Origin of the sequence: Thermus sp. LT1-2-5, from assembly GCF_040363165.1 — a bacterium.
GTDB lineage: Bacteria > Deinococcota > Deinococci > Deinococcales > Thermaceae > Thermus.
The window spans coordinates 1-21,491 of record NZ_BSRG01000024.1 but is presented as its reverse complement, the minus strand read 5'-3'; the positions used below and the strand labels follow the sequence as shown (position 1 = coordinate 21,491).

At 66.4% G+C, this 21,491-nt stretch carries 22 protein-coding genes and 1 pseudogene; 12 read left to right on the top strand and 11 right to left on the bottom strand.

Features of this window, described 5'->3' with window-relative positions; genetic code table 11:
- Positions 1–250: 250 nt before the first annotated feature.
- A complete protein-coding gene (locus ABXG85_RS12640; protein ID WP_054391716.1) occupies positions 251–1,159 on the bottom strand; it encodes an Abi family protein in 909 nt (302 codons plus the stop codon).
- Positions 1,160–1,302: 143 nt separating this feature from the next.
- Between ABXG85_RS12640 and ABXG85_RS12635 the strand changes: the two genes are divergently transcribed.
- The 11 genes from ABXG85_RS12635 to ABXG85_RS12585 all read left to right on the top strand — a co-directional run bounded on the left by ABXG85_RS12635 (position 1,303) and on the right by ABXG85_RS12585 (position 11,560).
- Positions 1,303–1,455, top strand: coding sequence for a hypothetical protein (locus tag ABXG85_RS12635; RefSeq protein ID WP_167764585.1), 153 nt, complete (start codon positions 1,303–1,305; stop codon positions 1,453–1,455).
- Between the two features lie 250 nt (positions 1,456–1,705).
- Complete coding sequence (locus ABXG85_RS12630) at positions 1,706–2,908, top strand: hypothetical protein (protein ID WP_353513963.1); 1,203 nt, start codon at positions 1,706–1,708, stop codon at positions 2,906–2,908.
- Between the two features lie 135 nt (positions 2,909–3,043).
- Positions 3,044–4,867: a hypothetical protein gene (locus tag ABXG85_RS12625; RefSeq protein WP_353513962.1), complete on the top strand. Its 1,824-nt coding sequence runs from the start codon at positions 3,044–3,046 to the stop codon at positions 4,865–4,867.
- Between the two features lies 1 nt (position 4,868).
- On the top strand, positions 4,869–6,668 hold the full coding sequence (locus tag ABXG85_RS12620) for a hypothetical protein (protein WP_353513961.1): 1,800 nt from the start codon (positions 4,869–4,871) through the stop codon (positions 6,666–6,668).
- Positions 6,669–6,670: 2 nt separating this feature from the next.
- Positions 6,671–7,435 (top strand): hypothetical protein, encoded by a 765-nt coding sequence (locus tag ABXG85_RS12615; RefSeq protein WP_353513960.1) that lies wholly within the window; start codon positions 6,671–6,673, stop codon positions 7,433–7,435.
- Positions 7,436–7,466: 31 nt separating this feature from the next.
- Positions 7,467–7,679: a hypothetical protein gene (locus tag ABXG85_RS12610; RefSeq protein ID WP_353513959.1), complete on the top strand. Its 213-nt coding sequence runs from the start codon at positions 7,467–7,469 to the stop codon at positions 7,677–7,679.
- Complete coding sequence (locus tag ABXG85_RS12605; protein WP_353513958.1) at positions 7,679–7,885, top strand: hypothetical protein; 207 nt, start codon at positions 7,679–7,681, stop codon at positions 7,883–7,885. The genes ABXG85_RS12610 and ABXG85_RS12605 overlap by 1 nt, the downstream gene beginning before the upstream one ends.
- Complete coding sequence (locus ABXG85_RS12600) at positions 7,863–8,267, top strand: hypothetical protein (RefSeq protein ID WP_014632264.1); 405 nt, start codon at positions 7,863–7,865, stop codon at positions 8,265–8,267. The genes ABXG85_RS12605 and ABXG85_RS12600 overlap by 23 nt, the downstream gene beginning before the upstream one ends.
- Positions 8,268–8,513 carry a hypothetical protein gene (locus ABXG85_RS12595; RefSeq protein ID WP_014632265.1) on the top strand — a complete coding sequence of 82 codons (246 nt, stop codon included), beginning with the start codon at positions 8,268–8,270 and terminating at the stop codon, positions 8,511–8,513. It begins immediately after the preceding gene.
- Positions 8,485–10,407: a S8 family serine peptidase gene (locus ABXG85_RS12590; RefSeq protein ID WP_353513957.1), complete on the top strand. Its 1,923-nt coding sequence runs from the start codon at positions 8,485–8,487 to the stop codon at positions 10,405–10,407. The genes ABXG85_RS12595 and ABXG85_RS12590 overlap by 29 nt, the downstream gene beginning before the upstream one ends.
- 187 nt (positions 10,408–10,594) lie before the next feature.
- Positions 10,595–11,560, top strand: coding sequence for a recombinase XerD (locus ABXG85_RS12585; RefSeq protein WP_353513956.1), 966 nt, complete (start codon positions 10,595–10,597; stop codon positions 11,558–11,560).
- 21 nt (positions 11,561–11,581) lie between these two features.
- Here ABXG85_RS12585 and ABXG85_RS12580 read toward each other — a convergent pair whose 3' ends face one another.
- A complete protein-coding gene (locus tag ABXG85_RS12580; protein WP_162207988.1) occupies positions 11,582–13,615 on the bottom strand; it encodes an HsdM family class I SAM-dependent methyltransferase in 2,034 nt (677 codons plus the stop codon).
- Between the two features lie 81 nt (positions 13,616–13,696).
- Between ABXG85_RS12580 and ABXG85_RS12575 the strand changes: the two genes are divergently transcribed.
- Positions 13,697–14,032 (top strand): hypothetical protein, encoded by a 336-nt coding sequence (locus tag ABXG85_RS12575; protein WP_353513955.1) that lies wholly within the window; start codon positions 13,697–13,699, stop codon positions 14,030–14,032.
- A gap of 125 nt (positions 14,033–14,157) precedes the next feature.
- Here ABXG85_RS12575 and ABXG85_RS12570 read toward each other — a convergent pair whose 3' ends face one another.
- The 9 genes and pseudogenes from ABXG85_RS12570 to ABXG85_RS12530 all read right to left on the bottom strand — a co-directional run bounded on the left by ABXG85_RS12570 (position 14,158) and on the right by ABXG85_RS12530 (position 21,266).
- Positions 14,158–15,012, bottom strand: coding sequence for a ParB/RepB/Spo0J family partition protein (locus tag ABXG85_RS12570; RefSeq protein ID WP_053766903.1), 855 nt, complete (start codon positions 15,010–15,012; stop codon positions 14,158–14,160).
- Positions 15,013–15,047: 35 nt separating this feature from the next.
- Positions 15,048–15,998 (bottom strand): ParA family protein, encoded by a 951-nt coding sequence (locus tag ABXG85_RS12565; protein ID WP_053766897.1) that lies wholly within the window; start codon positions 15,996–15,998, stop codon positions 15,048–15,050.
- A 40-nt stretch (positions 15,999–16,038) separates the two neighbouring features.
- Positions 16,039–16,458, bottom strand: coding sequence for a type II toxin-antitoxin system VapC family toxin (locus ABXG85_RS12560; protein ID WP_082333084.1), 420 nt, complete (start codon positions 16,456–16,458; stop codon positions 16,039–16,041).
- Positions 16,455–16,721, bottom strand: coding sequence for a type II toxin-antitoxin system prevent-host-death family antitoxin (locus ABXG85_RS12555; protein WP_038032046.1), 267 nt, complete (start codon positions 16,719–16,721; stop codon positions 16,455–16,457). The genes ABXG85_RS12560 and ABXG85_RS12555 overlap by 4 nt, the downstream gene beginning before the upstream one ends.
- Positions 16,722–16,755: 34 nt before the next feature.
- Positions 16,756–17,157, bottom strand: coding sequence for a hypothetical protein (locus tag ABXG85_RS12550; RefSeq protein WP_156303173.1), 402 nt, complete (start codon positions 17,155–17,157; stop codon positions 16,756–16,758).
- Between the two features lie 89 nt (positions 17,158–17,246).
- Entirely contained in the window at positions 17,247–17,894 is a 648-nt protein-coding gene (locus ABXG85_RS12545; RefSeq protein ID WP_053766896.1) for a hypothetical protein, read from the bottom strand.
- A 5-nt stretch (positions 17,895–17,899) separates the two neighbouring features.
- A complete protein-coding gene (locus tag ABXG85_RS12540; protein WP_053766901.1) occupies positions 17,900–18,970 on the bottom strand; it encodes a helix-turn-helix domain-containing protein in 1,071 nt (356 codons plus the stop codon).
- Between the two features lie 278 nt (positions 18,971–19,248).
- On the bottom strand, positions 19,249–19,905 hold the full coding sequence (locus ABXG85_RS12535) for a helix-turn-helix domain-containing protein (protein ID WP_053766895.1): 657 nt from the start codon (positions 19,903–19,905) through the stop codon (positions 19,249–19,251).
- Positions 19,906–20,091: 186 nt separating this feature from the next.
- Positions 20,092–21,266 (bottom strand): annotated as a pseudogene (locus ABXG85_RS12530) (IS256 family transposase).
- Between the last annotated feature and the right edge of the window lie 225 nt (positions 21,267–21,491).

Genomic DNA, 21,491 nt, shown 5'->3' with positions numbered 1-21,491 from the left:
CGTCTCCCGCACCGCTTCCCTCAGCAAGATTCGCAAGGTATCCTGGTCCACGGGGCACCTCCTCGTGCTAAGGTGTGCCCCCCTATTAAACACGGACCCTTACACATAAATCCTTACACGACCGAGTGCTCTCAAGGAATCGCTATTCTCCTCTGCACCCCAGGACGATCTTGGGCCTTTCTCTAAACCTTCTGCTTCTCGGCGAAGCCCTAAATCCGGGCATGGGAGGGCTCTTCCGAAAACGGCTTCGCTATGACCAAAGTTTTAGATTTCGGTAGTTCCTCGGGAAGCCCATGCGGGTGTGGAGGTGTTCGCCAAAGTCTTTGAGTAGATCAAGAAGCCGATTCTTCCAGCCGTCCTCGGGGTGAAGCTTTTCCATAATGTAGAGAAGGAGCGCTAGGGTCCGATAAATTCTCTGGGGCGCTGTTGTAGCATCCATCGCTTCCTTGAGTTCCGAGGGGTGTTTGCGAATATAGGGCAGGGTGTAGGCAGTGAGCTCGCGGTCCCAGAGACGGCTGTGGTGTGCGGCGATATTCCGCACTACCACTAGGTGCTTAGTTGCGCTTTGCAAGAAGCTGAACGGGAGTTCAAAGGGTTCGGATATGTCCTTGCCCAGGTTGCTGTCTGCGATATTGCCTAGAAAGCGCGATAAGGTACCAAAGGAAGCGCACTCAACGATAAGCCAAATTGGGGGGTCGCTTTGGCCATACTTATTTCGGTAGTTTCGGAAGATGGGATCGTGTTCTACAGCCCTTTCCCACTCTTTCCTAATGGCCTCAAGGTCTTCCTTGTGCCAATCCTTGCGGTGAAAGAAATGCCCTTGAGTGTATGCGAAAGGACCTCCAGCGTGAGCCAACACATAGGCCCAACGGCTGCGTAAAGCGACCTCAAAGCGTTCTACGGCTTCAATAACAAGTAGCCGCAGCTTCCGGTCAAGTTCGTAGAGAAGTACCACATCTTTAAAAGTGGTTTGGGGGTGAAAATTGTGATTTTGCGGGTCTTTCTCAAACGGATGCCAGTAAGGTCTTAAACGGCTGTATTGAACTTTTTTTAGAAACTCCTTGGCTTCTTCCTCGTCGGGAATATCGAGCCCCCGTTCTTTCAACCGCTGGATCTGCTCCTCCAAGGTTAAGGGTGGCTTTTGGTACGGCTGCTTCATAAACTAAGCGTCCCCCCCTTGAGGCCTAGGCCTAATGGGGGGGCCTTTCTGGCTTGAAGAATACCATATCTTTCCGCCCCAAGTCAAGCACTTGTGGGCTTGCCTTGCAAAGGTCGGGACGACAGGTGTATATTCCCGCCCCGATGGGCAAGCAGGGCTTTGTTCGTCGGGAGGCAAGCCCCAAGGAGGTCCTGGAGCACTGCCTCCGCCTGGCCCAGGAGGTGGCCCCACCCACCCCCAAGGGCAAGCGGGGCCGCCCCTGGCGCTACGACCACGCCCGCAAGGTGTTCTCCTGACGGGGAAAGAGTTACCTGGCCCTCCACAAGATGTTCTCCTGACGGAGAAGCAACCTTTACCGCGCCTTCTTCCGCCTCATCTACCGCAAGACGGAGGCCCTCCTCCGGGACCTCATGGAAGGGCCCTTCCCTTCCCACCAGTCCCTGGCCCGCTACAAGGCCCTCCTAAGGCGGCGGGAGGCCCTCCTGGAGCGCCTGGCGGAGGCGGAGCGGGCCCTTCGCTGAGCAGAGATTGCTATAATGCGACATGATGCGCCGCATCATGTTGCCACTTCTCTCCCTGCTGAGCCTCGCCCTCGCCCAGCGCACCACCTGCTCGGTGAGCTACACCCCTCCTAACTACCCGGAACTTCCCGTGGGAAGGCCCCAAATCTACCTCACCGTCTCCCCTACTGCCCTGAGTTCTTCTGGAGCCTTCACCGTGCGGGCCTGGACCTCTTCTCCCTCCACCACGGCCTGGGTGCGCATCCGGTGGACGGGGAGTCAGCTCGCCCTCAAGGACGAGGGGCCAGGGAGCTCTACTTACCCCGCCCTCCTCTTCCCCAACCCGGTCCAGGGGTGCCCCGAGGTCCAGGTCTCCACTCGAAGCCTCTCCTTCCGGGACAACGGCTTCCACCACTTCACGGCGGAGGCCTTCGTCTACTGGAAGGAGTGGCGGGAGGACTGGTCCTGCAAGTACCGGGATCCTGACGGGGGTGAGCAGACGACCACGGTGACGACTCCTGGGGGCGCGCCGGGGGCTCCCTACTACGCCTGCACCCTCCTCCGGGGCTACTGGGTGCCCCAGAGCGGGACGATCTCCACCTCGAGCCGGGGGGCGGCCTACCTCACCTGGGAGCGGGAGCTCTCCTACGACGAGGTCTTGAACGAGTTCGCCACCCGCCTCGTGGAGGACCACAAGCGGGCCACGGCCTCCATGCTGGCCTACGCCTACGCCAAGGAGATCCCGGAGCCCGTGAGAGGCGCCCTGGCCAGGGTGGCCCAGGGGTACTTCTACGACTGCAACTGGCTCGGGATCTGTAGCCGCGCGGACCCGGCGGGGGAGGTCAAGATCCTCACGGACGTGCCCAGCATCCTCTACGGTCTCCTCTACACCGGGAGGCTTTGCGGGGGGTTCATCTCCTTCTGCTTCGGCCAGCAGAACTCCCTTGGGGCCGACATCGGCCCCAAGGTGGAGATCAAGACCTTTTTGATGGCCAAGGGCTGGCGGCACGACTACCTCCTCCTGGACCGCCTCATCCCCCGGAAGTACTACGACCCCTCGGACCGGGACTACCCCGGGGTGCCAGAGGAGGAGAGGCGGCAGGTCCTCGAGGGGTGCCGGACCTACAAGGACACCCAGGAGGGGAGGCGGTGCCTGGCCCTGGCGGAGACCCCCACGGGCCTGGTGCCCACCCTGAAGACCCTCCTCATGATTGACCCCATGTTTCAGCGGGGGAGGCAGTACCCATGACCTGGATCCGTTGGGCCATCGGTGTTTCAGCGGGGATCGTCTTTGCTCTCGCATACGGTCCTTCCTGGTTTTTCGCGGGCCTCCTCTGGCCCGTGGTCCTTCATCTGGTGGACGCCTTTTCCCAGGAGGTGAGGGGTGCGTAAGTTCGTTCTCCTCCCCTTCCTCTCCCTCGCCCTGGCCCAGGTGGGCCTCGTGGACGGCCCTCGTCCCTCCACGGAGGTCCGAGGGACGCTCCAGGGGAACGCCCGGGAGGGGTACAGCGTGGTGGTGGAGTTTTTGGTGGAGAGCGGGGCCAACCCGGTGCAGGGCTCCATGAACCAGTCCCTTTCCTGGGACGGGAAGCTCTACCTCTGCGTCTCCGGGTGCGACTACTTCACCCTTTCGGGGTACGCCCCGAACACTCCCTACAACGGGGCGGTCTTCAACCTCTACGACTCCCAGAACCGCCTCCGGGGGCGGGCCTCGGTGAGCACGGTCTACGACTCCCAGAACAGGCCCTCCTACCACCAGGTGCAGTACGCCGTCTGGCCCCTCCAGGGGGCCAAGACCTGGATGCCCTCCCCGGACAACCCCGTGCCCCTGGAGGCGGGGGGGTGGCTTTCCGTGAGGCCCCCTGGAGGAAGCGCTAGAGAGCGGTACCGCTACCCCGGCATGGAGTCCTACCAGCCTCCCTCGGTCCAGGGGTCCATCCTCTCCGGCATCTCCCCGGCGGACCGGGACGTGGTGGCGAAGAGCGTCCTCTCTTCTCTAGCGGACCTGAGGGCTTTCTACGCTCGTCAGCCCCAGGGAAGCACCCTCTGGTTCTTCGTCCCCGAGGTCTCGGCCTGGACCCAGACCCTGGCCCAGGAGTTCCGGGCGCGAAACGGGGGGCAGGAGCGGTTCGTGGTCCCGGAGGGGACGGCGAGGAGCTACTGCTCTCTCTACCGGAACGACTCCCGCTTCCACGTGATGCCCCGGGAAAGCCTCGCCAAGGAGCAGTCCTTCGCCGTCATCTACCCGCCTTCCGGCTCCACCCAGAAGGGGGCGGTGATGGCGGGGCGCTACCTGGTGGACCGCCCGGACTGGCAGGAGACGGACTACCTCTCCTTCACCACGCCCCTCTCTCCCACTCAGGAGGGGCTTCCCGAGGCCCGGGCCCAGGTGTGGGGGTACATCTCCCAGGCCAACCTGAAGGCCCGGGTGGAGTTCAAGGAGCTCTCCCTGCAGGAGTACGAGAACTGGACAACGGGCCTCGACTACCCCTCGGACTGGGACGGGCGGTTCAGCGCCGTGGTGGGGCGGGGAGACGAGAGCTTCTACCTAGAGGGATGGGCTTCCGGGGCCACCTGGAGCGGGGCGCGGAGCTTCACCGTTCGGGACACCCAGGGGCGGTACCGGGGGTACGCCTACGTGTACGCCCAGGGGGGGACAACTACCCTTTCCGACCTGGGAACTTACTACGATTGGGGGACCCCGGAGGGCATCCAATTCACTTACGGGGGGCAGACCTACACTCTTTCAGGGTGTAGGTTGAGGACCACTTCTGAGTGGACTTGTTCGGTGAAGGACGCCTCAGGCCGGGATGTGGGCACGGCGTACCTGTACGCCCGCTTCATAAGCGTGGACCACACCTGGCTTTTCAACCTTTACAAGGTGGTTCTGAGTACTGAGCTTCGCTACACGGGTTCCGCCTACCTCCGGGGGTGGCAGGAGACCTGGCGCTACGCCAGCGACAACGACCGCCCCGTGGAGCCCGGGGGATACGTGACGGCGGAGGGGAAGCGGTACCGGATCCCCGGCCTCGAGGGCTACCTCCAGCCCACGGGGAAGGACCTGGAGGTGGCCGAGGGCGACCCCTACGTGAGCTACATCACCCGCTCCATCTCGCCCCAGGGGAACCCCCTCGCTGGGACGGGGAGGGAGGAGGCCAAGGTGTGGTTCAAGCCCCTCAGGGACTGGTGCGCGGAAAGGGGGTTGTGAGATGCGGTGGGTTTGGGCGCTCTTCCTCTTCTCCCTGGCCCTGGCCCAGGGGCCTACCTACGAGGAATGGACCAAGTACCTGCTCTCCGCCCCGGACTACCGCCTGGAGCAGGTCCTGAAGGGGAAGTGGCCCTACCTGGAGGTCCTGAGGAAGGACCGCCTTAGGGACTACCAGGGAGGGGCCACCACCCCGGAGGCCCAGGCCCACGAGTTCTACCTCCCCCTCTCCAGCCTCGAGGCCACCCAGGAGGTGGCGAGGGACCTCCGCAAGGCGTGGCAACGCTTTGAAGAGCGCTACTACTGGAGGGTCATCACCGAGCTCAACAACCCCGCCTTCTGGTTCGCCTACTGCCTCGCCGGGGTGAAGGGGCCGGAGCTAAATCCTCCTCTCCCCGAGTTCAAGCTCATGGTGCCCTCCGAGGGGGTGGAAACGGCCTTCCTTCAGGCGGCCATCCGGTCTTCCCCCCTGGACCTGGGGACGTGGGCCTCGGCGGGGCTCCACAAGCTGGACAAGTACCTCCCCGTGCCCCAGGTGGACCCGAAGGAGTTTTGCGACGGCCTCGGGATGCAGATCCTCCCTCTCATGTACATCCCGGGGTTCAAGGTCCTGGTCCAGGGGAACGAGGTCTTCCGCACCCCCGGATACCCGTCCCAGCCCCTCTGGTTCAACTGGGACGAGGCCAACGCCCGGGTGGAGCGGGCCATGCGAAAGGCCCTCACCGACTACTACGCCGACTACCAGAAGGACGTGGCGAGGGCTCTTCTCACGCCCCGGCCTTCCACCCCCCAGGACCTCCTCTCCCTCCTCCCCAGGGACTTCAGGAGCCTGGGGAGTCCCAAGGCCTACCTCCCGGTGCCCTGGCAGGGCCACCTCCTCGGGGCGGGGAGCGTGGTGGCCCCGGTCTACACCCAGCTCTTCCCCGTGGACCTCACCGCCCTCTGGGACCAGGTGCAGGCCATCTGGGACACCTACAAGCGGCTCATCGACCGGGCGGGGAGCGACCTGGAGAAGGCGTACCTCTACGTGCACTTCTACCGCTCGGCCAAGACCCTCTTTGACTCCCGGGCCTTCCTGGGCCTTCCGGGGGTGGACACCCTGAAGGGGAACCTGGAGAACCTGGTGAACGCCCCCTTGAGGGCCCTCACCGGGGCGATCCCCGTCCTCAAGGGGTGCGCGGGGGACCTGGACCGGGTGGTCTCGTGCGCGGCCACGGCCCTCATGACCGTGGACGAGGTGGTGAAGGCCAAGGGGGAGGTGGAAAAGCTCACCGGGGGCAAGCCCCAGGACGAGCCCCTGAAGGCGAAGGAGGCCCCGGGCCTCTGGAAGTTTGAGGAGGCCAAGCGCTGGCTTCCTCCCTCGTCCCTCCCCGTCTACGAGGCCTTTGGCTACGCCACCTTCTTCCAGGGCACGAACTTCCTGGAGGTGACCACGGTCCCCGACATCCGCAATGTGGACCTCTCCCAGGTGAACCTGGGGAACTGGATGGGGTGGGCCTGGGGCCAGCTCTCCCGCCTGGTGGTCTACTGGCACGTGCCCCTCACCATCGACATCCGGGTGGAATACTGCCCCCCTTGCGTCATCGCCTACCCCTCGCTTCCCCTGGAAGGCCCGGCGCAACCCCTGGGGGTGCCCCCCTATGTGCTCCCCTTCGCCCTGGAGAGGACGCATTGGCGGTGGGTCTCCGTGCCCGAGGGGTACGAGGTGCCGGGGGTGCGGGGAGCCCCCTACACCCTGGTCTCGGACCTTTCGGCCTACGCCTTGGACCTGAGGGCGCTCTATCGGCCCCTCCTCGGGAGGTGAAGATGCGGAAAGCGTTCTTGACCCTTTTGGTAGCCCTTACCCCGGCCCTGGCCCAGTTCGACTGGCTCTCCAACCTGGACTGGGGCGGGATCAGCAACAACCTGAACAAGGTCAGCCAGGTGCTCTCGTGCGACCCCAGTAGCCTCACCCGGCTGGACTTCTCCCAGCCCTCCCTGGTCCTCCGGGGGGTGTACCGGGTGACGAAGTGCGTCCTGTGCACCACCCTCAAGATGTGCGGCCTCCCGGACGACATGCTCTACCCCACCTCCTGGGGGGAGATTCAGGGTGCTCTTTCCCGGGGCCAGGAGGTGATGGTGGTGGGTTCGGGGGCCGGGGTGGAAGCTTTGGCCCGCTACCTCGGGCTCATCCTGCACGGAGGGGGGTGCCAGAACATCTCCTACGGGGGGGTGCCCATCTACACCTGCCCGCCGGAGGGGATACGGATTCCTAAAGCGTACATCGTCACGGACGGGAAGACGGCGAGAAAGCTGGAGGCGGAGCTGAAGGAGGCGGTGAAGGAAGGCCTCCTCAAGGTGGTGGCCGTGGGGGGTGAGCGGGATGCCCCGGAGCTCTCCGGGGTCATCCTGGGTCTGCCCATCCTTTGGGCCGGGGGAAAGGGCTACCTCTTCGCCCCCGGATACAGCACCCCGGACCGCTGGCTCTGGCTCACCCCGGACGGCCCCGTCTCCAACAAAGTGGCCCTGGTGATGCGCCTAGCCACGAGCTACGTGGTGAGCGCCTCGAGGAGGCAGGAGGAGGTGAAGTGACTTGGGGGCTTCGCCCCACGGGAGAAGGCGTATGCGGACGGACCTCGCGGAGTTCTGGCGGATCGTGGAGGAGGCTAGCGTGGTGAAGGGGGACGGTACCGGGCAATACTACCTGGTGCGCCACCCCGAGCTCGGGTGGCGGCTCTACCAGCGGGGGATTGAGGCGGCCTTTCTCCTCGCCGAGGGGGAGGAGGCGCTTTTCTGGGCCCCGGAGTTCCGGGTGCCGTTGCCGGAGGTGGCGTGATGGCGTGCCCCATGTGCGGCGGGACGAGGCGCATCACGATTCGCCTCCCCGATGGCCGGGAGCTGGAGACGGCCTGCCTGGAGTGCCTGGACCGGGAGGCGGAGGACTTTGAGGAGGAGGAAGATGAAGAGGGCGTCTTCGTTCCCTGGGAAGTGCTGGACCTCCTCATGGAGCGCGAGGACGATGAGGGGTACTGGATCCCCTAGGGCCCTTCTCTTCGCCCTCGCCCTCCTCCTCCCCGCCCTGGCCCAGGGCTTACCCCAGGTGCGGGAGCTCTCCGAGCGGGAGCTCTACTGGTTCCTGGCGAACCGGACCCAGGAGGTGGTGGCCGTGGGGCTTCCCCCGGCCTCCCTGGGGGAGGCCCTGAAGGAGAAGCGCCTCACCCTGGTCCTGGGGCGGGAGGCGCCTCCTCCCTGGGCCCGGGGGGCGAAGGTGGTGCGCCTCGGGGGGACGCCCATGGCCGGGTGGTTCCTCCTGGCGGACGGACGGTTCTTCGTGGCCCCCAAGGGGGCGGCCTTCGTGGTGGTGGAAAGCCCGGAGGTGGTGGCGGTTCTCCGGGGGTACTTCGCTGTGGCTTGGGGGAAGTAAATGCGGGTTCTCCGGTTTGACGGAAGCCAGAAGCGGCGGGTCTACGAGACGCCCATGGGGGACGGGTGGGTCCAGGAGTGGCCCACGGGGCGGTGCCGGGCCTGGTGGGAGGGCCCCGGAGGGGAGCGGGAGGACCTCGGGGACTTCCCCAGCCTGGAGGAGGCCTACGAGGCCCTCGAGGCGGCCTTCGCCCGGCGGGTAGCGGAGGTGGGCCTGGATGAGGAGGACCTGGAGCCTCCTTTTTAGCCTGCTCCTTTTGACGGGGTGCGCCCTCGAGGCCCCCCTCCTTCGGCTCTCCCTGGGCCAGGAGGAGGTGCGGGCTCGGGAGGGGGAGACGGCCATCCTCCCGGCGCGGGTGGAGGCGAGGGGGCTCAGGGCCCGCCTCTTCGTGGAGGGCCTTCCCCCGGGGATGACCCCTCCTCCCCTGGAGGTGGAGGGTAAGAGGGAGCTCTCCCTCGCCATCCCCGCCCGGGAGGCCGGGACCTGGGAGGCCCGGGTGGTGGCCGAGGGCGGGGGGATGCGGCGGGAGGCCCCCTTCCGCCTGGTGGTGGAGGGGGCTTCCTCCTTGGACCTCTACCTGGAGGGCACGGTCTACGTGGGCGGGGAAGGGGTCGCGCCCCAGACCCAGGCCGCCACGGACCGGATGGCCTACTGCCCCCAGGGGTGCCCGGGGAGGCCCCTGGGCGGGGGATGGTACCGGGTGGAGGGCCTGGGAGGCCAGGCCCTGGGCGGGCTGAGCCTGCCCGACCGCCCCCTCCGGGCCCAGGGGGGCGAGGCCGAGCCCCTCTTCCCCGAGGAGTGGAACCTCCCCCTGGCCCGCTTCCCCGAGGCCTGGGCCGAGGCCACGGGGGAGGGGGTGGTGGTGGCGGTGGCGGACACCGGGGTCCTCCCCGGCCACCCCGACCTCGAGGGCGTCCTCCTTCCGGGGCTGGACCTGGTGGACGGGGACACCGACCCCACGGAGCCCAGCACGGGAAGCCCCCTCCAGACCTTCCACGGGAGCCACGTCTCCGGGGTCCTGGCGGCGGCCTGGAACGGGGTGGGGATGGCGGGGGCCTCCCAGGCCCACATCCTCCCCATCCGCCTCCTCACCCCCGAGGGGACGGGGCGGGAGAGCGACCTGATCCTCGCCCTCCGGTGGGCGGCGGGGATCCCCGTGCCGGGGCTTCCCCCAAACCCCCACCCGGCCCAGGTGGTGAACCTCTCCTTAAGCGGGGAAGGCCCCTGCTCCCCCGCTTTGCAGGAGGCCCTGGACGAGGTGAGGGCCCGGGGCGTCCTGGTGGTGGCGGCGGCGGGGAACTACGGGCGGGACTTCCGGGACTACTTCCCCGGGAACTGCCGGGGGGTCCTCACCGTGGGGGCGGTGGGGTCCGACGGGAGGCTCGCCTCCTACTCCAACCGCTCCGCCCCCCTCCTCGCCCCCGGGGGGGACGGGGCTTCCGGGGTCCTGGGCCCCACCCTGGGGGGACACCGCCTCCTCAAGGGGACGAGCCAGGCGGCCCCCCACGTCTCGGCGGCCCTGGCCCTCCTTCGCTCCCGGGGGGCGGCCTCCCCTGAGGCCCTGGAGGGGGCCCTCCTCGCGGGGAGCAGGTCCACCCCGGAGGGGAGGCTTCTAGACGCCTTCGCCGCCCTGAAGGCCCTGGAGGGGGGCGGGGTGGCCTTGCGGGTGGAGGGCCGCCTGGCCCTGAAGCCCGGGGAGGAGGGGAGCCTGGCCGTGGAGGTCCTAAGCCCCTACCCGGTCCCCGTGCGGGTGGTGGCGGAAGGGGGGCTTTCCGCCTACCTCGCCCCGAACCCCGCCCAGGGCAGGGCCTACCTCCGGGTGCGGGCGCTCACGGGGACGGCCCCTGGGACCTACCGGGTGCGCCTGGAAGGGGGTGGGGCTGAAGCCACGGCGGAGGTCCAGGTGGAGGCCCTTCCCGCCCGGGTGGTGCTCTCGGCTTGCTCCGAGGGGGGCGTTTGCCGGAGCTTCGTCCTGCCCCCGGAAGGGGGGCCTTTCCGGCTTGAAGGCCTCTCCCCCGGGACCTACCGCCTCCTCGCCTTCCTGGACCGGGACGGGGACGGGGCCCTGGACCCGGAGGAGCCCCGGGGGGAGGCGGAGGCCAGGCCCCCGGCCAGGGGGGTGAAGGTCCTGGTGCGCTGAACCCTCTGAAATCCTTGCCCCCACTTTTTCCGGCCACACCCCCAGGAAGCCCGACTCCTAACCCTCGCGGAAAAGAGGTCAGGGTGTGGAGAGTGGCGTGGGGAAGGGGAAAAGCCGATGCGGGGAAAGTCTTAGCTACACACGGGGTGGCGGTGGAGGGGGTGGGGGGGCTAAGATGATAGTGAGGATGAGAGAAGGACTTGGGCTGGAGGTCTGGGACCACCCCGAGGAGCGGAGGCGGGTGGTGGGGGAGGCGTTGGCGCGCTGGGACGAGGGGCTCCTCAAGGAGGCCCTCTGGGCCTACCTCGTGCGCCACCGCAAGAAGCCCGACCGGGCGGCCCCCCACTACGTGGGCTACTTCGTCCGCTGGCTCGCCCTGAAGGGGAGGCGGTGGCCCCATCTGGAGCCCGAGGACCCCAAGGCCTTCCTCCTGGAGGCCAAGGAGAAGGGCTTCCCCGGAGGGGAAAGGGGGCCCCTCTCCTGGGGCACCGTGGAGCGGGCCCGGGCAAGCCTCAGGCACCTCTTCCCCTTCCTGGACTGGGCCGGGCATCCCATGCCGTCCCACGTGCGCCTCCCCTCCCGCCAGGAGCTTCCCGTGGTCGCCCCCTCCCGGGCCATGCCCGAGGAGGCCTACCAGGACCTCCTGGAAAAGGCCGGGGCCTATCCCCTCGCCTACTGGCGTCCCCTCCTCCGGGTCCTCCTCGTCCTCCTGGGGGAGGTGGGCCTCACGGTGAAGGAGGTGGCGGACCTCTGGAAGGAGGACGTGCGGGAGAAGAGCCTACTGGTGCGGGGGACCAAGCTCCGGGAGGTCCCCCTCTCCCCTCTCGCCCGGGAGGTCCTCGCCGACTGGCTCCCCCAGAGGGCCTTCCTCGCCGGGCACCAGCCCCTCCCCTACCCCCACCTCCTCCTCAAGCCCGCCCCGGGGAAGAACCGGGGGAAGCCCCTGGGCCTGGAGGAGGCCAAGTGGATCCTCACCGAGTTCGCGGACTTCGCCGGGGTGAAGGCGGAGGGCAAGAAGCGGGCCGACCTCGCCCTCCCCTTGCGCTGGCGGGCCATCCGCCGCTTCCTCAAAGAAGGCCATCCCAGGGAGAAAGTGGCCTACTGGACCGGGATGAAGAGCCTCGTGGTGCCGGGGTGGGGGGAGGAGTTCTAGGCCGTTTTCAACCCCAGCCCCTTAAGTGGAGGTATTCCCTCCCGGGTTGTTCTCGGACTCCTTGTCCCCGACGCTTGGTGGCCTCAAGAAAGGAACAAAGGTGAACCCCTCCTCCTCCTGGGCCCTCAGACCCAGGAGGCCCCTTTGGGCCTGGACCAGACCCTCAAGGTATTCCCGAACGGGGCGGCTCACCTCTTCCGCCCAGCTGGGGCTCTTCGGTTTCGGGATCCTCACCTCTTTCCAGTAGTCTCCTACGTCCTCCCGGTTCGTCTGCATCAGAGTGACCCGCCGCCAGCTTTCCCTGACCGCCCTCAAAGAGAGAGCCCAGAAGAGGTAGAAAGGCGTGTACCCCTCCCTTTCGCCCTCCTCCGTGCTCCTCAGGACGAGCACCTCCTTGGTTAGCACCCGCTCCTCCTCGCCAGGGAGCAGGACGGCAAACTCCCCAATATTGCTACTCGCCCGGATGGGAGTGAGGAGATCCCAAGCCCGAAGCCCGCTCTCCTCCCCTCTCCAGAGCCTCCTCGCCACCTCCCTCGGGACCAGGTTGGTGGGGTTGACGTTCACCCTTCCAGCCCGGAGGTCGCTCACCTTGATGTAGGGGACCTCGCCCCTACGGTTCAGGCGATCCGGGCTACCGTGGCCGAAGCGGTACTCCAGGAAGCCTCTCTCCACCAGCTCTCCCAGGCTCACCCCCTCGAGGCCCTTTTCCTCCAGAAGGCGGTTTAGGGGCTCTTCGTACCTGGGGTCGTAGTAGCGGGGGACGAGCACCCCTCGCCGATACACCTCCCCAAGCCTCACCTGAACGGCTCCAGGGGGAAGCTCGCCTTTCTTGCTCAAGAGCACGTGCTCCCAGAGCTCGTTGTCGGGGATGTCCTTCCCGTCAGGGCCTATGCCACAGGTGTGGGGGTTGAGGAAGAGGACAGGGGCCTCGAGGTCGGGCTCGCTTGCGAGCTTCTCAAAGACGAAAAAGCTAGTCTTAGCCCTGGCATATTGCTGAAAGGCCTCCATAGGGATATTGGCCACCACCAGGGGGCGAAGGCGGGGGCGGAGCCAGTCCATCACCCAGCGGTAGGAGCGGCTGAAGAAGTAGGTTTCGGGAAGAACGATCCCCACACGCCCTCCAGGCTTTAGGAGCCAGTAGGCGAGCTCCAGGAAGACCAGGCCTATGGGAACCTTCTTCATAGAGCCCCCATCCGCCAGGTGGATAGAAAAGCCGCTTTGGGCGAGGTCTTCTCTGCTTACTACCAGGTCCTTACCGAAGGGAGGGTTGGTGAGCACCAGGTCAAAGCGCCCCTCCTGCAGTTCGGACTGCAGGTGAGGAAAGCTCTTGGGCCACTCGTGCCTCCTGATGGAGTCTCCCCGGAAGATATGGGCCGAGCCGTCCCCACCGATCTGCATGACCGCCTTGGCCAACTTGACGGCCACGTGGTCCTTGTCCACCCCGTAGAGGTGGGTCTGGGCCCAGCGGACCGCTTGAGTGGGGTCTCCCTTCGCTTTCTCCACCAGGTTGAAGAAAGCCTCGATCAAAAAGCCCCCAGTACCGCAAGCTGGATCGATCACCAAGTCGTCCCACTCCACCTCCGTAAGGACCACGCCCGCTTTGATGACCGACTGGGGGGTGAAGAACTGGCCGTCCGCCGAGCGCAGGGCCTCCGTCCGGAGCACCTGGAAGGCCTGGGCCACCGCCTCGCTTCCCGCCTCGATGAGGCGGTACCCCTCCAAAGCCTCCACCACCAGGTGGATAGAACGGTCCGTCAGCCTCAGCGTCCGCTCCTCCTCGCTGGTGAAGAGCTCGGGGTAGACCCGGGTAAAGTTGCGGAACCACTCCCGGATCATCCGCGCGGTGTCCTCGGGAGTGGAGAGGGCCCGCCAGCGCACCTCCGCCTCCTCTCCTTCGGCCTTGGCTCTCCTGTCGCCATCCAGCTTCAAAAGGATGAGGTTGCAAAGCTCGCTCAGGCGGTCATCAGGACGGACCACGTTAGCGTCTTCGGAGGCCAAGCGGTCCATGAGGTCGGAGAAGAGTTTTCTCAAGACGTCCTGGCTAGGAACGGTCAAGTCCTTGTACCGAAGAGGTACGCGGTCAGGCACTATCGGGTCCCCGGGAGAGGGGATGTCCTTGACCAGCTTGCGCCTAGGATGCGCCTCTCCACGGTAGAGGAAAAGGGCGGGAGCGGAAGGGTCAGCGGAGTTGGTCCAGATTCCAAGCTCTACAGAAGGTTCCAGGGACATGTAAGCCTGCAGTTGAGAGATCCCGGCTTCCTCCTTGGGTTGTTTGGTCTCAATAACGATGCGAGGAAGAGAAGGGCCCTCCGCAGAAGCGTTAAAGATGGCGATGTCAACGGGGAAACCCTCATAGCTTCTCCCCTTCTCCCGCTTGTGGGCCTCCGAGGGGCTCTTGGGCACCCGCCACTCCCTCTTGCCGAAGCGGATCTGCTCAAGTTTATAGCCTTTGGTAAGGAGATACTGCACTAAGGGGCCCACCACCTGCTCCTGCTCAGGACCCTCCTTGAGTTGGCTCCTCACTTCCTCCACCAGACCTTGGCTCAGCTGACCTTGCGCCTCCACCTTCGCCCCCGCCTCCTAGAGAAAAACCGCACCTAACCAAGCAGTTCCTTGAGCTCCGCTAAGAGCGCTTCTACCCTGGCCCGCTTTTCAGGGAGCAGGGCCTCGAGGTCCAGCCGCAAGAGCCTCTCCCCCACCTCCCGGTGCCAGGGCTTGGGGGCCTTCTCCTTCTGCAAAAGCTCCCGCACCCGGGCCTTCAGGTCCCGCAGGGAGAGGCCCGCCCTCGCCTCCTCCAGGAGGGCCTTCCGCGAGGACTCGTCCTTCACCTTCTTGAGCTCCAGGGCGGCGGTGTAGGGGATGGACCCCTCCTCCAGGGCCGCCTTGAGGTTCTCGGGGAGGTTGAGGAGGGGGAGGCGGGCCTGGACGAAGGACTCCCAACCCATGCGGCCCAGGGCCCGGAAGACCTCCTCCACCCTCCGGGCCTCGAGGCTCCCCAAAACGTTTTGGGGAACTTTCCTCCTCGCCTCGTCCCGCATCCGGTGGAGCAGGGCCACCACCTCCTCCACGGGCCTCCCCAAGTCTTCCGACAGGAGGTCCAGGACCCCCAGGGTCTCCTCGTAGGGGTTCAGGTCCTCCCGCTGAAGGTTCTCCACCAGGGCGAAAAGCTTCGCCTCCTTTTCGGAGAGCTCCACCACCCGCACCGGGACCTCGGAAAGCCCCGCCATCCTCGCGGCCCGGTACCGCCTCTCCCCGGCCACGATGGCGTACTTCCCGTCCCCCAAGGGCCGCACCAGGAGGGGCTCCAGAACCCCGTGCGCCCGGACGGACTCCGCCAGGGCCTTCAGGGAGGCTTCCTCGAAGCGGCGCCGGGGCTGGGGACGGGGGGAGAGGGCCTCGAGGGGGAGGAGGCGCCCGCCCCCTACCTCGGAGAGGTCCAGGGCCCGGGCCAGATCAGGAGGTAGAAAGGGGCTGATGGGGTTGCGCTTCACGCCGCCACCTCCTCCCGCAGAAGCGTCTCCTCCACGAGGTCGCCAAGGGCCTTGAACTCTCGGATCACCTCATCTCCCCCTACCAGCTGAACGGGTACGCCCTTAGCCTGAGCCTCCCGGTACACGGCGGGCCTCCTGGTCAGGGGTGGGGCCACGGGCACAGCTCCGCTCAGGGCCTCCTCGAGGGCCTGCAGGGCCTCCCGGTCCCGGGCGGTGCCCTCCGCATGGGTGGGAACCACCAGGCGCACGAAGCTCCGACCCGCCCAAAGGCGCATCCGCTGAAGGGAAATCCCATAGCCGCGGGCCACCTGGACCACGGTGCGCAAGGCCTGGGCCCCCTTCCGGGAAAGCTCCACGGGAACGACAAGCCCGTCCCCAGCCAAGGCAGCGGCCACCGCCAGAGAGCCCAGGGAGGGAAGCGAGTCCACGAGGATGAGGTCGTAGACCTCCCGAAGCTCGTTTAGCGCTCCCCGGAGGGCAAAGGCGTTGTGGGGCTCGCGGGAGAGGAGAACCTCGGCCCGGGCCAACTCCACCTGGGCGGGGAGAAGGTGGAGGTTGGGCAGAACTTCCTTGGGCTGAGGGGTGGCTCGACCTTCGAACACGGCGAGGGCGGTTTCCTCTTCTGGAACCTCCTCATGTCCCAACCAGGCGGAGAGGTTAGCCTGGGGGTCCATGTCCACCAGGAGCACCCGCTTCCCCCTCGAGGCCATCTCATAGCCGAGGTCCCGGGTGAGGGAGGTCTTCCCCGCCCCCCCGGCGTGGGTGAAGAGGGTGAGGACCCTGCCCTGGGCCGGGCCTTCCTCCGGCACCTCCTCCCGGACCATCCACCACTCCCCCACCCGTTCCGCCTGGATCTTCCCCTCGCGGAGCATCTTGTGGGCGGTGCTGTAGGGGAGACCCCGCTCCCGGGCCCACAAGGCCAGCGGCTTTAGCTTTACCCGTGCCATGTTGCCCCCATCATAACACGTGTTGCCAAATACCCTCTCCTCAAGGAGCCTCCCACGGGCTGAACACCCGCACGGGCACGCCCTCAAAAGGCCTCAGGTTGCGGGTGACCAGCACCAGGCCGTGCCGCAGGGCCGTGGCCGCCAGCAGGGCATCTAGGGGGGAGAGGCTCCTTCCCTCCACCATGGCCCGCCCGGTGAGCTCTCCCCAGACCTCCATCACCTCTGCATCTAGGGGAAGGATCCGCCCCGCGAAGCGGCGTCTGATCCCGTCCAGCCAGGCCTCCAGCCGGGGACGCCGCTCCGAGGGAGCCCGCACCACCCCTTGCACCAGCTCCCCCAAGGTGAGGGCAGAAAGGTAAGCCTCCCCCAGGGGCACCGCCTCCAGCCAGGCCAAGACCGCAGGGTGGGGTTCCCGCTTGGCCACCTCGGAGACCACGTTGGTGTCCAAGAGGTAGCTCAAAGTTCCACCTTCCGGTAGGCGATCCCCTCCCTCTCCGGAGGGAAGAGGGCCTCCACCTCCTCATTGGGGAGGGGTTCTTGGGGGCGAAGGGCCTCCAGGAGGCGGGTCTCCCTGCCCGCCAGGCGGGCGTAGGCCTCCCAGGAGAGGACCACCACCGCCCGCTTGCCCCGGCGGGTCACCACCTGGGGGCCGGAGCGCAGGGCCTCCTCCACCAGCTCGGAGAAGCGGGCCTTGGCCTCTTGCAGCTGCCAGGTCTTGTCCACAGCCCAAGCTTAGCACAACTGGTCAGACTAGGCTTTAGCCAGCCCCCGGGCAAAGGACCCTTCCGCTCAAGAGCAGCACCTCCTCCCCCAGGAGCCTCCCCCGCTCCACCCGTCCCAGGACCAGGGCGAGCCCCCCTGGGGCTGGGACCAGGTGGGGGCGCACGGGAAGAAAGCGCACGGGGAAGGGAGGAGCTTCCTCAGGGTCCTTGGGCACCACCCAGACCCTTCCCACACCCTCGTGAGCCCCCAGCCATTCCCCCAAGAGGCTGAAGCGCAGAGGTTCGTCGGGAAGGAAGCCCACCGGGGCCGGGGCCAGGAGGGACCAGTGGGCCACCACCACTTCGGTGACGAACCCTTCCCGGTCGGTGCGAAACCAGAGGACCACCTGGTGGAAGCCCGTCCCTGGGCCCTTACCTCCCAGAAACCTGGCCCGCAAGGTGAAAAGTCCCCGCGCCTCCAGGCGAAGGCTACGCCCACAGCCCGAAGGGGAGAGATGGGCCACCCCGTGGAGGAAAGCCTTGTGCCCTAGTCGTCCCACAGGGGAACAAGCTCGGCCTTCCTCACCACCATCCGCCTGCTCTTGGGCCTCAGCTCCCCCTCCAGGTACACCCCGCTGCCCAGGGAAGGAAGCCCCTCCAGGAGGGCCAGGGCGGCGTGCAGGGTGAGGCGGAAGGGTTCCTTGAGGACCCCTTGGGGGTTGGGACGGATCTCCACCACCAGCCGCCCCTCCTCCCGGTCCACCCCCACCAGGCGGCCCCGCGCCTGGAAGCGGGATGGCTCCACCCCCGGCCTCCGGGAAAACCCCAAGGCGGGGGAGTGCCAGGGGGACCAAAGGCCCTGGGCGTTCGTACGAGGGGAGAAGCGGGCTAAGACGGTGCGCCCCAAGTGGCGCTGGAAGGCCCAGAAGGGGATCCGCTCCCACACTTCCCGGGGAAAGCGCAGGGGCACCTCCCCCAAGGCGGGATCCCGCAGGACGTAGACCCATCGGGGACGCCCCCCCTCCTGAGAGCCTTCCCCCTTGCCCTTGGGGGGCAGGATCTTGCGCTCCAGGGTGCCCCAAAGCTCCAGCCGGGCGAAATACCAGTCCTGTGGCCTAGACTCCTCGCCTTCCGAGAAGCCTTCCCCAAGGGGTTTCTCCCCCGACGAAGCGGGGAGGAGTTCGGCTTCCAGCATCTCCCTCACCCTACCACACGGGCCTCAAGGAGAAGTTCCCTGGGCACCCGGTAGGCCACCCCGTCCACCTCCAGGAAGGCCTCCTTACCCCCTCCTGTCCAGCCCCCGAAGTAGCCCCGCCTGCCATCGGGCAGGAGGAGCAGGTCGCCGTCTTGGAAAGGCGGGGCCTCGAGGGAAGAGGTCAGGGAAGGGGCTTGGGCCCCCTCGGGGGCTAGCTCCTGAAGCAACCGCTCCAGGTAGGCCGCCGGGTAGCGCACCACCCCCCGCCTCGCCCCTTCCAGGGTGCGGGCCACGACCTCCAGAAAGGCCGTCCCCAGGGGCAGGGCCCCCCGCTCCAGGCGGTGGAGGTAGGCCCCGAAGAGGGCCGGGGTGGCGAAGCCGGGGCGGAAGACCCGCCAGAACTCCCGCCAAAGCCCCGCCCCCTCCAGGGCGGCCCGCAGGGACTTCGTGCCCGGCTTCACAAGCGGCGGGGAAGCTTGGGTCAAGACAGAAGTTCCGCTCCCTCCCGGAGGAAAAGCAAGGGAGGCTTCCACCTCGTGGCCTTCCCCTAAGGGTTCCGCTAGGGGTTCCTCCCAAAGCTCCTCCTCCCCCTCTGCCGAAGGCGGGGTGGGTGGGTGGGATAGAGGATGAGGAGGTTTTTTCTTTTCTTCTTCTCTTATTTCTTCTAGGACCGAGCCAAGCTCGTCTGGCACGGCCTTTTCCCCGCTTTCCCCCTGCACGGCGTGCAAGGAGCTTTGCACAGCGTGCGCCTTGGGGAGCACGGCGCGCAAGGGGGCAAAGTAGCCGTAGCCGCCCCGCTCCACCAGGCCAAGCTCCCAGAGTTCCAGGAGGGCCTTCTCCACGGTGCGGGGGTCGAAGCCCAGGAGGAGGGCGAGGTCCTGGGCCGTGGCCTCCTTCCCCTCCAGGCGGGCCCGGGAGAGGAGGGTGAGGTAGACCAGGCGGGGGATGGGCTTGAGGCGCTTCCCTCCCACCTCGCCGGAGAGGGCCTGCTTGAGGATGGGGTTCGGGATCAGGGTGAAAGCCGAAGGGTGGTCCAGGTAGGTCCAAGCCTTGGAGTGAGCTTTTTTGCGTCCCACGGTGCTTTTTGGGCCTTTTACCCCGGCCCTGGGGCCCGTGGGGTTGCCCAAAGAGGTTGACTCTCCCTCTGCGGCTTGGTATCCTAGCCTTGGGAAGGGGCGGATACCAAGCTTGAGAGCAAGCTGTCGGGGGCAACCCCGATCCGCTTCTTTTTGGAGGCCGCTAAGTTAGCCTGTTCCTCTCACCTCCCTTGTCTTGCCATATTAGCATAGCCCTGTGCCAAGCAAAGACCACACTCCAAGGCTAGCACACCGAATGATCCTTTAGCAACAGGGGGTTATCCCTGCACCCACCAAGCCCGCACCAGGCCGAGGATCTCCGGTTCCCGGCCCTCGGTCCAGAGGGTGGGAAGCCCTTGGAGGAGGGGGTAGAGGGCGAAGTTTTTCCTTTCCAGGTCCTCGTGGGTGAAGAGGGCGGGGTGGCCCTCGAGGCGGCCCACGTAGACCCCTTCCCGGGCCACCAGGGGCCTCAGCTCCGCCAGAAGGCGCAGGGGTTTGGTGAGGGGGAAGGGGAGGGTGAGGGAGAAGAGCCAGGGCCCGGGAAGCTCCAGGAAGGCGAGCTTGTCCACCAGGGCTCCCTTGGGCAGGTCCTCGGGGGCCAGGTAGGCCTGGCGGGCGCTTTCCCCGGAGAGGGCGGCTTGCAGGGAGGGGTAGAGGGGAAGCGCCACGGGACGGCGCTCCTCGAGGCCCTCCGGGAGCCCTTCGTCCAGGAGGACGGAGAGGGGAAGGCCCAGGACCCGGGCCAGGTTGGTGAGGTAGAGGGCGGAGAGGGAACGGGGGTCGGTGGCCCCGCGCTCGATCTTGGCCATGAGGCTGAAGGAGAAGCCCGCCATGCGGGCGAGCTCCTCCTGGGTCAGGCCCAGCTCCTTGCGGCGCTCGATGATGGCGCGGATGCGAGGAGGCAGGGCCTCTTGGGGCTGTTTGCGGCGTGGCATGGCCTCATCCTAAAGTAACGGACTTGATTAGGCAATCTAGGGTCTGTTCGCACCCTCCGGTCGGGTTGCGATTTTTGGTTTGCCTTCCCCACCCCAAGAGCGGGACCATGTTCACGTGACGCCTGAACCCCCTGTCTTCTTTAATGCGCCTTCTCTGGAACTGCCTCTACAACCGCCTTGGTCGTGTCAAGATTTATGTGTAAGCGTCTGTGTACGGGGGGCATACCTCTCCAGAAGCATCTTCTCCAGCACTTCCCGCACCTCAGCAAAGCCCTTCAATCGCCGCTCAGACCACCTCCCCTCCTGACGCTCCGCCTCCAAGTAAAGGAGCTTAAACACAGACTCGGGTCGGGGGAACTTATGATCCCGCACCTTCGTCCCACGCCTCACCTCCCGGATGAACCTCTCCATCAGGTTGGTGCTCCGCAGATAGGGCCAGAGCACCTGGGGGTAATCGTGGAAACGGAGCAGAGCCCCCGAGTTCTCCCACCAGGAGGCCACCAGGGAAGGGTACCTGGCACCCCAGGCCTCCCTCAGCCTCTCCAAAGCACCCAGGGCTTCCTGTCGGCTCCCCGCCATGTACACCCCCTTCAGGTCTTGGGCCAAAAGAGCCCTGTCCCGGGAACGCACCTGCCCCAGGCTAGAGCGCACCATGTGCACCACGCACCGCTGCCACCCCGCCATGGGATAAACCCTCCTGATGGCCTCCTCTATCCCAGGTAGACCATCGGTGACCAACAGCAACACCCGCCTTAGCCCCCTTTCCCAAAGCTCCTTCAGCACCTCCCCCCAGGCATGGGCGTTCTCCGTGGGAAGGAGCCAGGTCAGCCGAAGGCTATCTTGCAGCCCAGAACCTGCCTCTCCCCTTTGGGGGTCACCCCCAGGGCCACGTATACGGCCGCCCTCTCCACCCCAAGTCCCTCCCTGAGCACCTTCAAGAAAAAGCCATCCAGGTAAACAAAGGCCATCTCCTCCGGCAAAGGCCGCTTCTGGAAAGCCTCGGCCGCTTCCAGCACCTGGTCGGTGATGGCGCTGATGGTTTCGTAGGTGTACCGGTGGCCCAGCAAGAGGCTCATCACCTCCGCCGCTTTGCGTTGACTCACCCCAGCGGCGTAAAGGGCAATGGCCACCTCCCCCACGTCCACCTGACGGCGGGCATAGGGTTGAAGGAGGCTGGGATAGTATTTCCCTTCCCGATCCCGGGGGATGGCCAGCTTCACCTGGCCAAAGGCGGTCTCCAGCTTGCGGGGGTAGTAGCCGTTCTTGCGTCCCCCGTGCTGGCGCAAGAAGGCTTCCCGGTCGGCGTCCAGGAGAATCTGCAAGACCTCGGTCACCGTCTGCCTCACCGCTTCCCTTAGCATCACCTGCAAGGTATCCTGGTCCACGGGGTACCTCCTTCCTAATCCTGGTACCCCCCTTTTATACACAAACTCCTACACATAATTCCTTACACGACCATCGTTGGTCGTGTCAAGAGTTATGTGTAAGAGTCTGTGTACGGGGGGCATACCGCTCCTGAAGCATCTTCTCCAGCACCTCCTTCACCTCCGAGAACCCCTTTAGTTTCCGTTCTGCCCACCTCCCTT

Coding starts and splice junctions, on each gene's coding strand:
- ABXG85_RS12565 (WP_053766897.1), bottom strand. CDS start 15,998: ATGGCACGGGTAAAGCTAAAGCCGCTGGCCTTGTGGGCCCGGGAGCGG.
- ABXG85_RS12610 (WP_353513959.1), top strand. CDS start 7,467: ATGCGGACGGACCTCGCGGAGTTCTGGCGGATCGTGGAGGAGGCTAGC.
- ABXG85_RS12635 (WP_167764585.1), top strand. CDS start 1,303: ATGGGCAAGCAGGGCTTTGTTCGTCGGGAGGCAAGCCCCAAGGAGGTC.
- ABXG85_RS12535 (WP_053766895.1), bottom strand. CDS start 19,905: ATGCCACGCCGCAAACAGCCCCAAGAGGCCCTGCCTCCTCGCATCCGC.
- ABXG85_RS12575 (WP_353513955.1), top strand. CDS start 13,697: ATGCGCCTCTCCACGGTAGAGGAAAAGGGCGGGAGCGGAAGGGTCAGC.
- ABXG85_RS12600 (WP_014632264.1), top strand. CDS start 7,863: ATGAGGGGTACTGGATCCCCTAGGGCCCTTCTCTTCGCCCTCGCCCTC.
- ABXG85_RS12595 (WP_014632265.1), top strand. CDS start 8,268: ATGCGGGTTCTCCGGTTTGACGGAAGCCAGAAGCGGCGGGTCTACGAG.
- ABXG85_RS12590 (WP_353513957.1), top strand. CDS start 8,485: ATGAGGAGGACCTGGAGCCTCCTTTTTAGCCTGCTCCTTTTGACGGGG.
- ABXG85_RS12585 (WP_353513956.1), top strand. CDS start 10,595: ATGAGAGAAGGACTTGGGCTGGAGGTCTGGGACCACCCCGAGGAGCGG.
- ABXG85_RS12545 (WP_053766896.1), bottom strand. CDS start 17,894: ATGCTGGAAGCCGAACTCCTCCCCGCTTCGTCGGGGGAGAAACCCCTT.
- ABXG85_RS12615 (WP_353513960.1), top strand. CDS start 6,671: ATGCGGAAAGCGTTCTTGACCCTTTTGGTAGCCCTTACCCCGGCCCTG.
- ABXG85_RS12630 (WP_353513963.1), top strand. CDS start 1,706: ATGCGCCGCATCATGTTGCCACTTCTCTCCCTGCTGAGCCTCGCCCTC.
- ABXG85_RS12620 (WP_353513961.1), top strand. CDS start 4,869: ATGCGGTGGGTTTGGGCGCTCTTCCTCTTCTCCCTGGCCCTGGCCCAG.
- ABXG85_RS12605 (WP_353513958.1), top strand. CDS start 7,679: ATGGCGTGCCCCATGTGCGGCGGGACGAGGCGCATCACGATTCGCCTC.
- ABXG85_RS12640 (WP_054391716.1), bottom strand. CDS start 1,159: ATGAAGCAGCCGTACCAAAAGCCACCCTTAACCTTGGAGGAGCAGATC.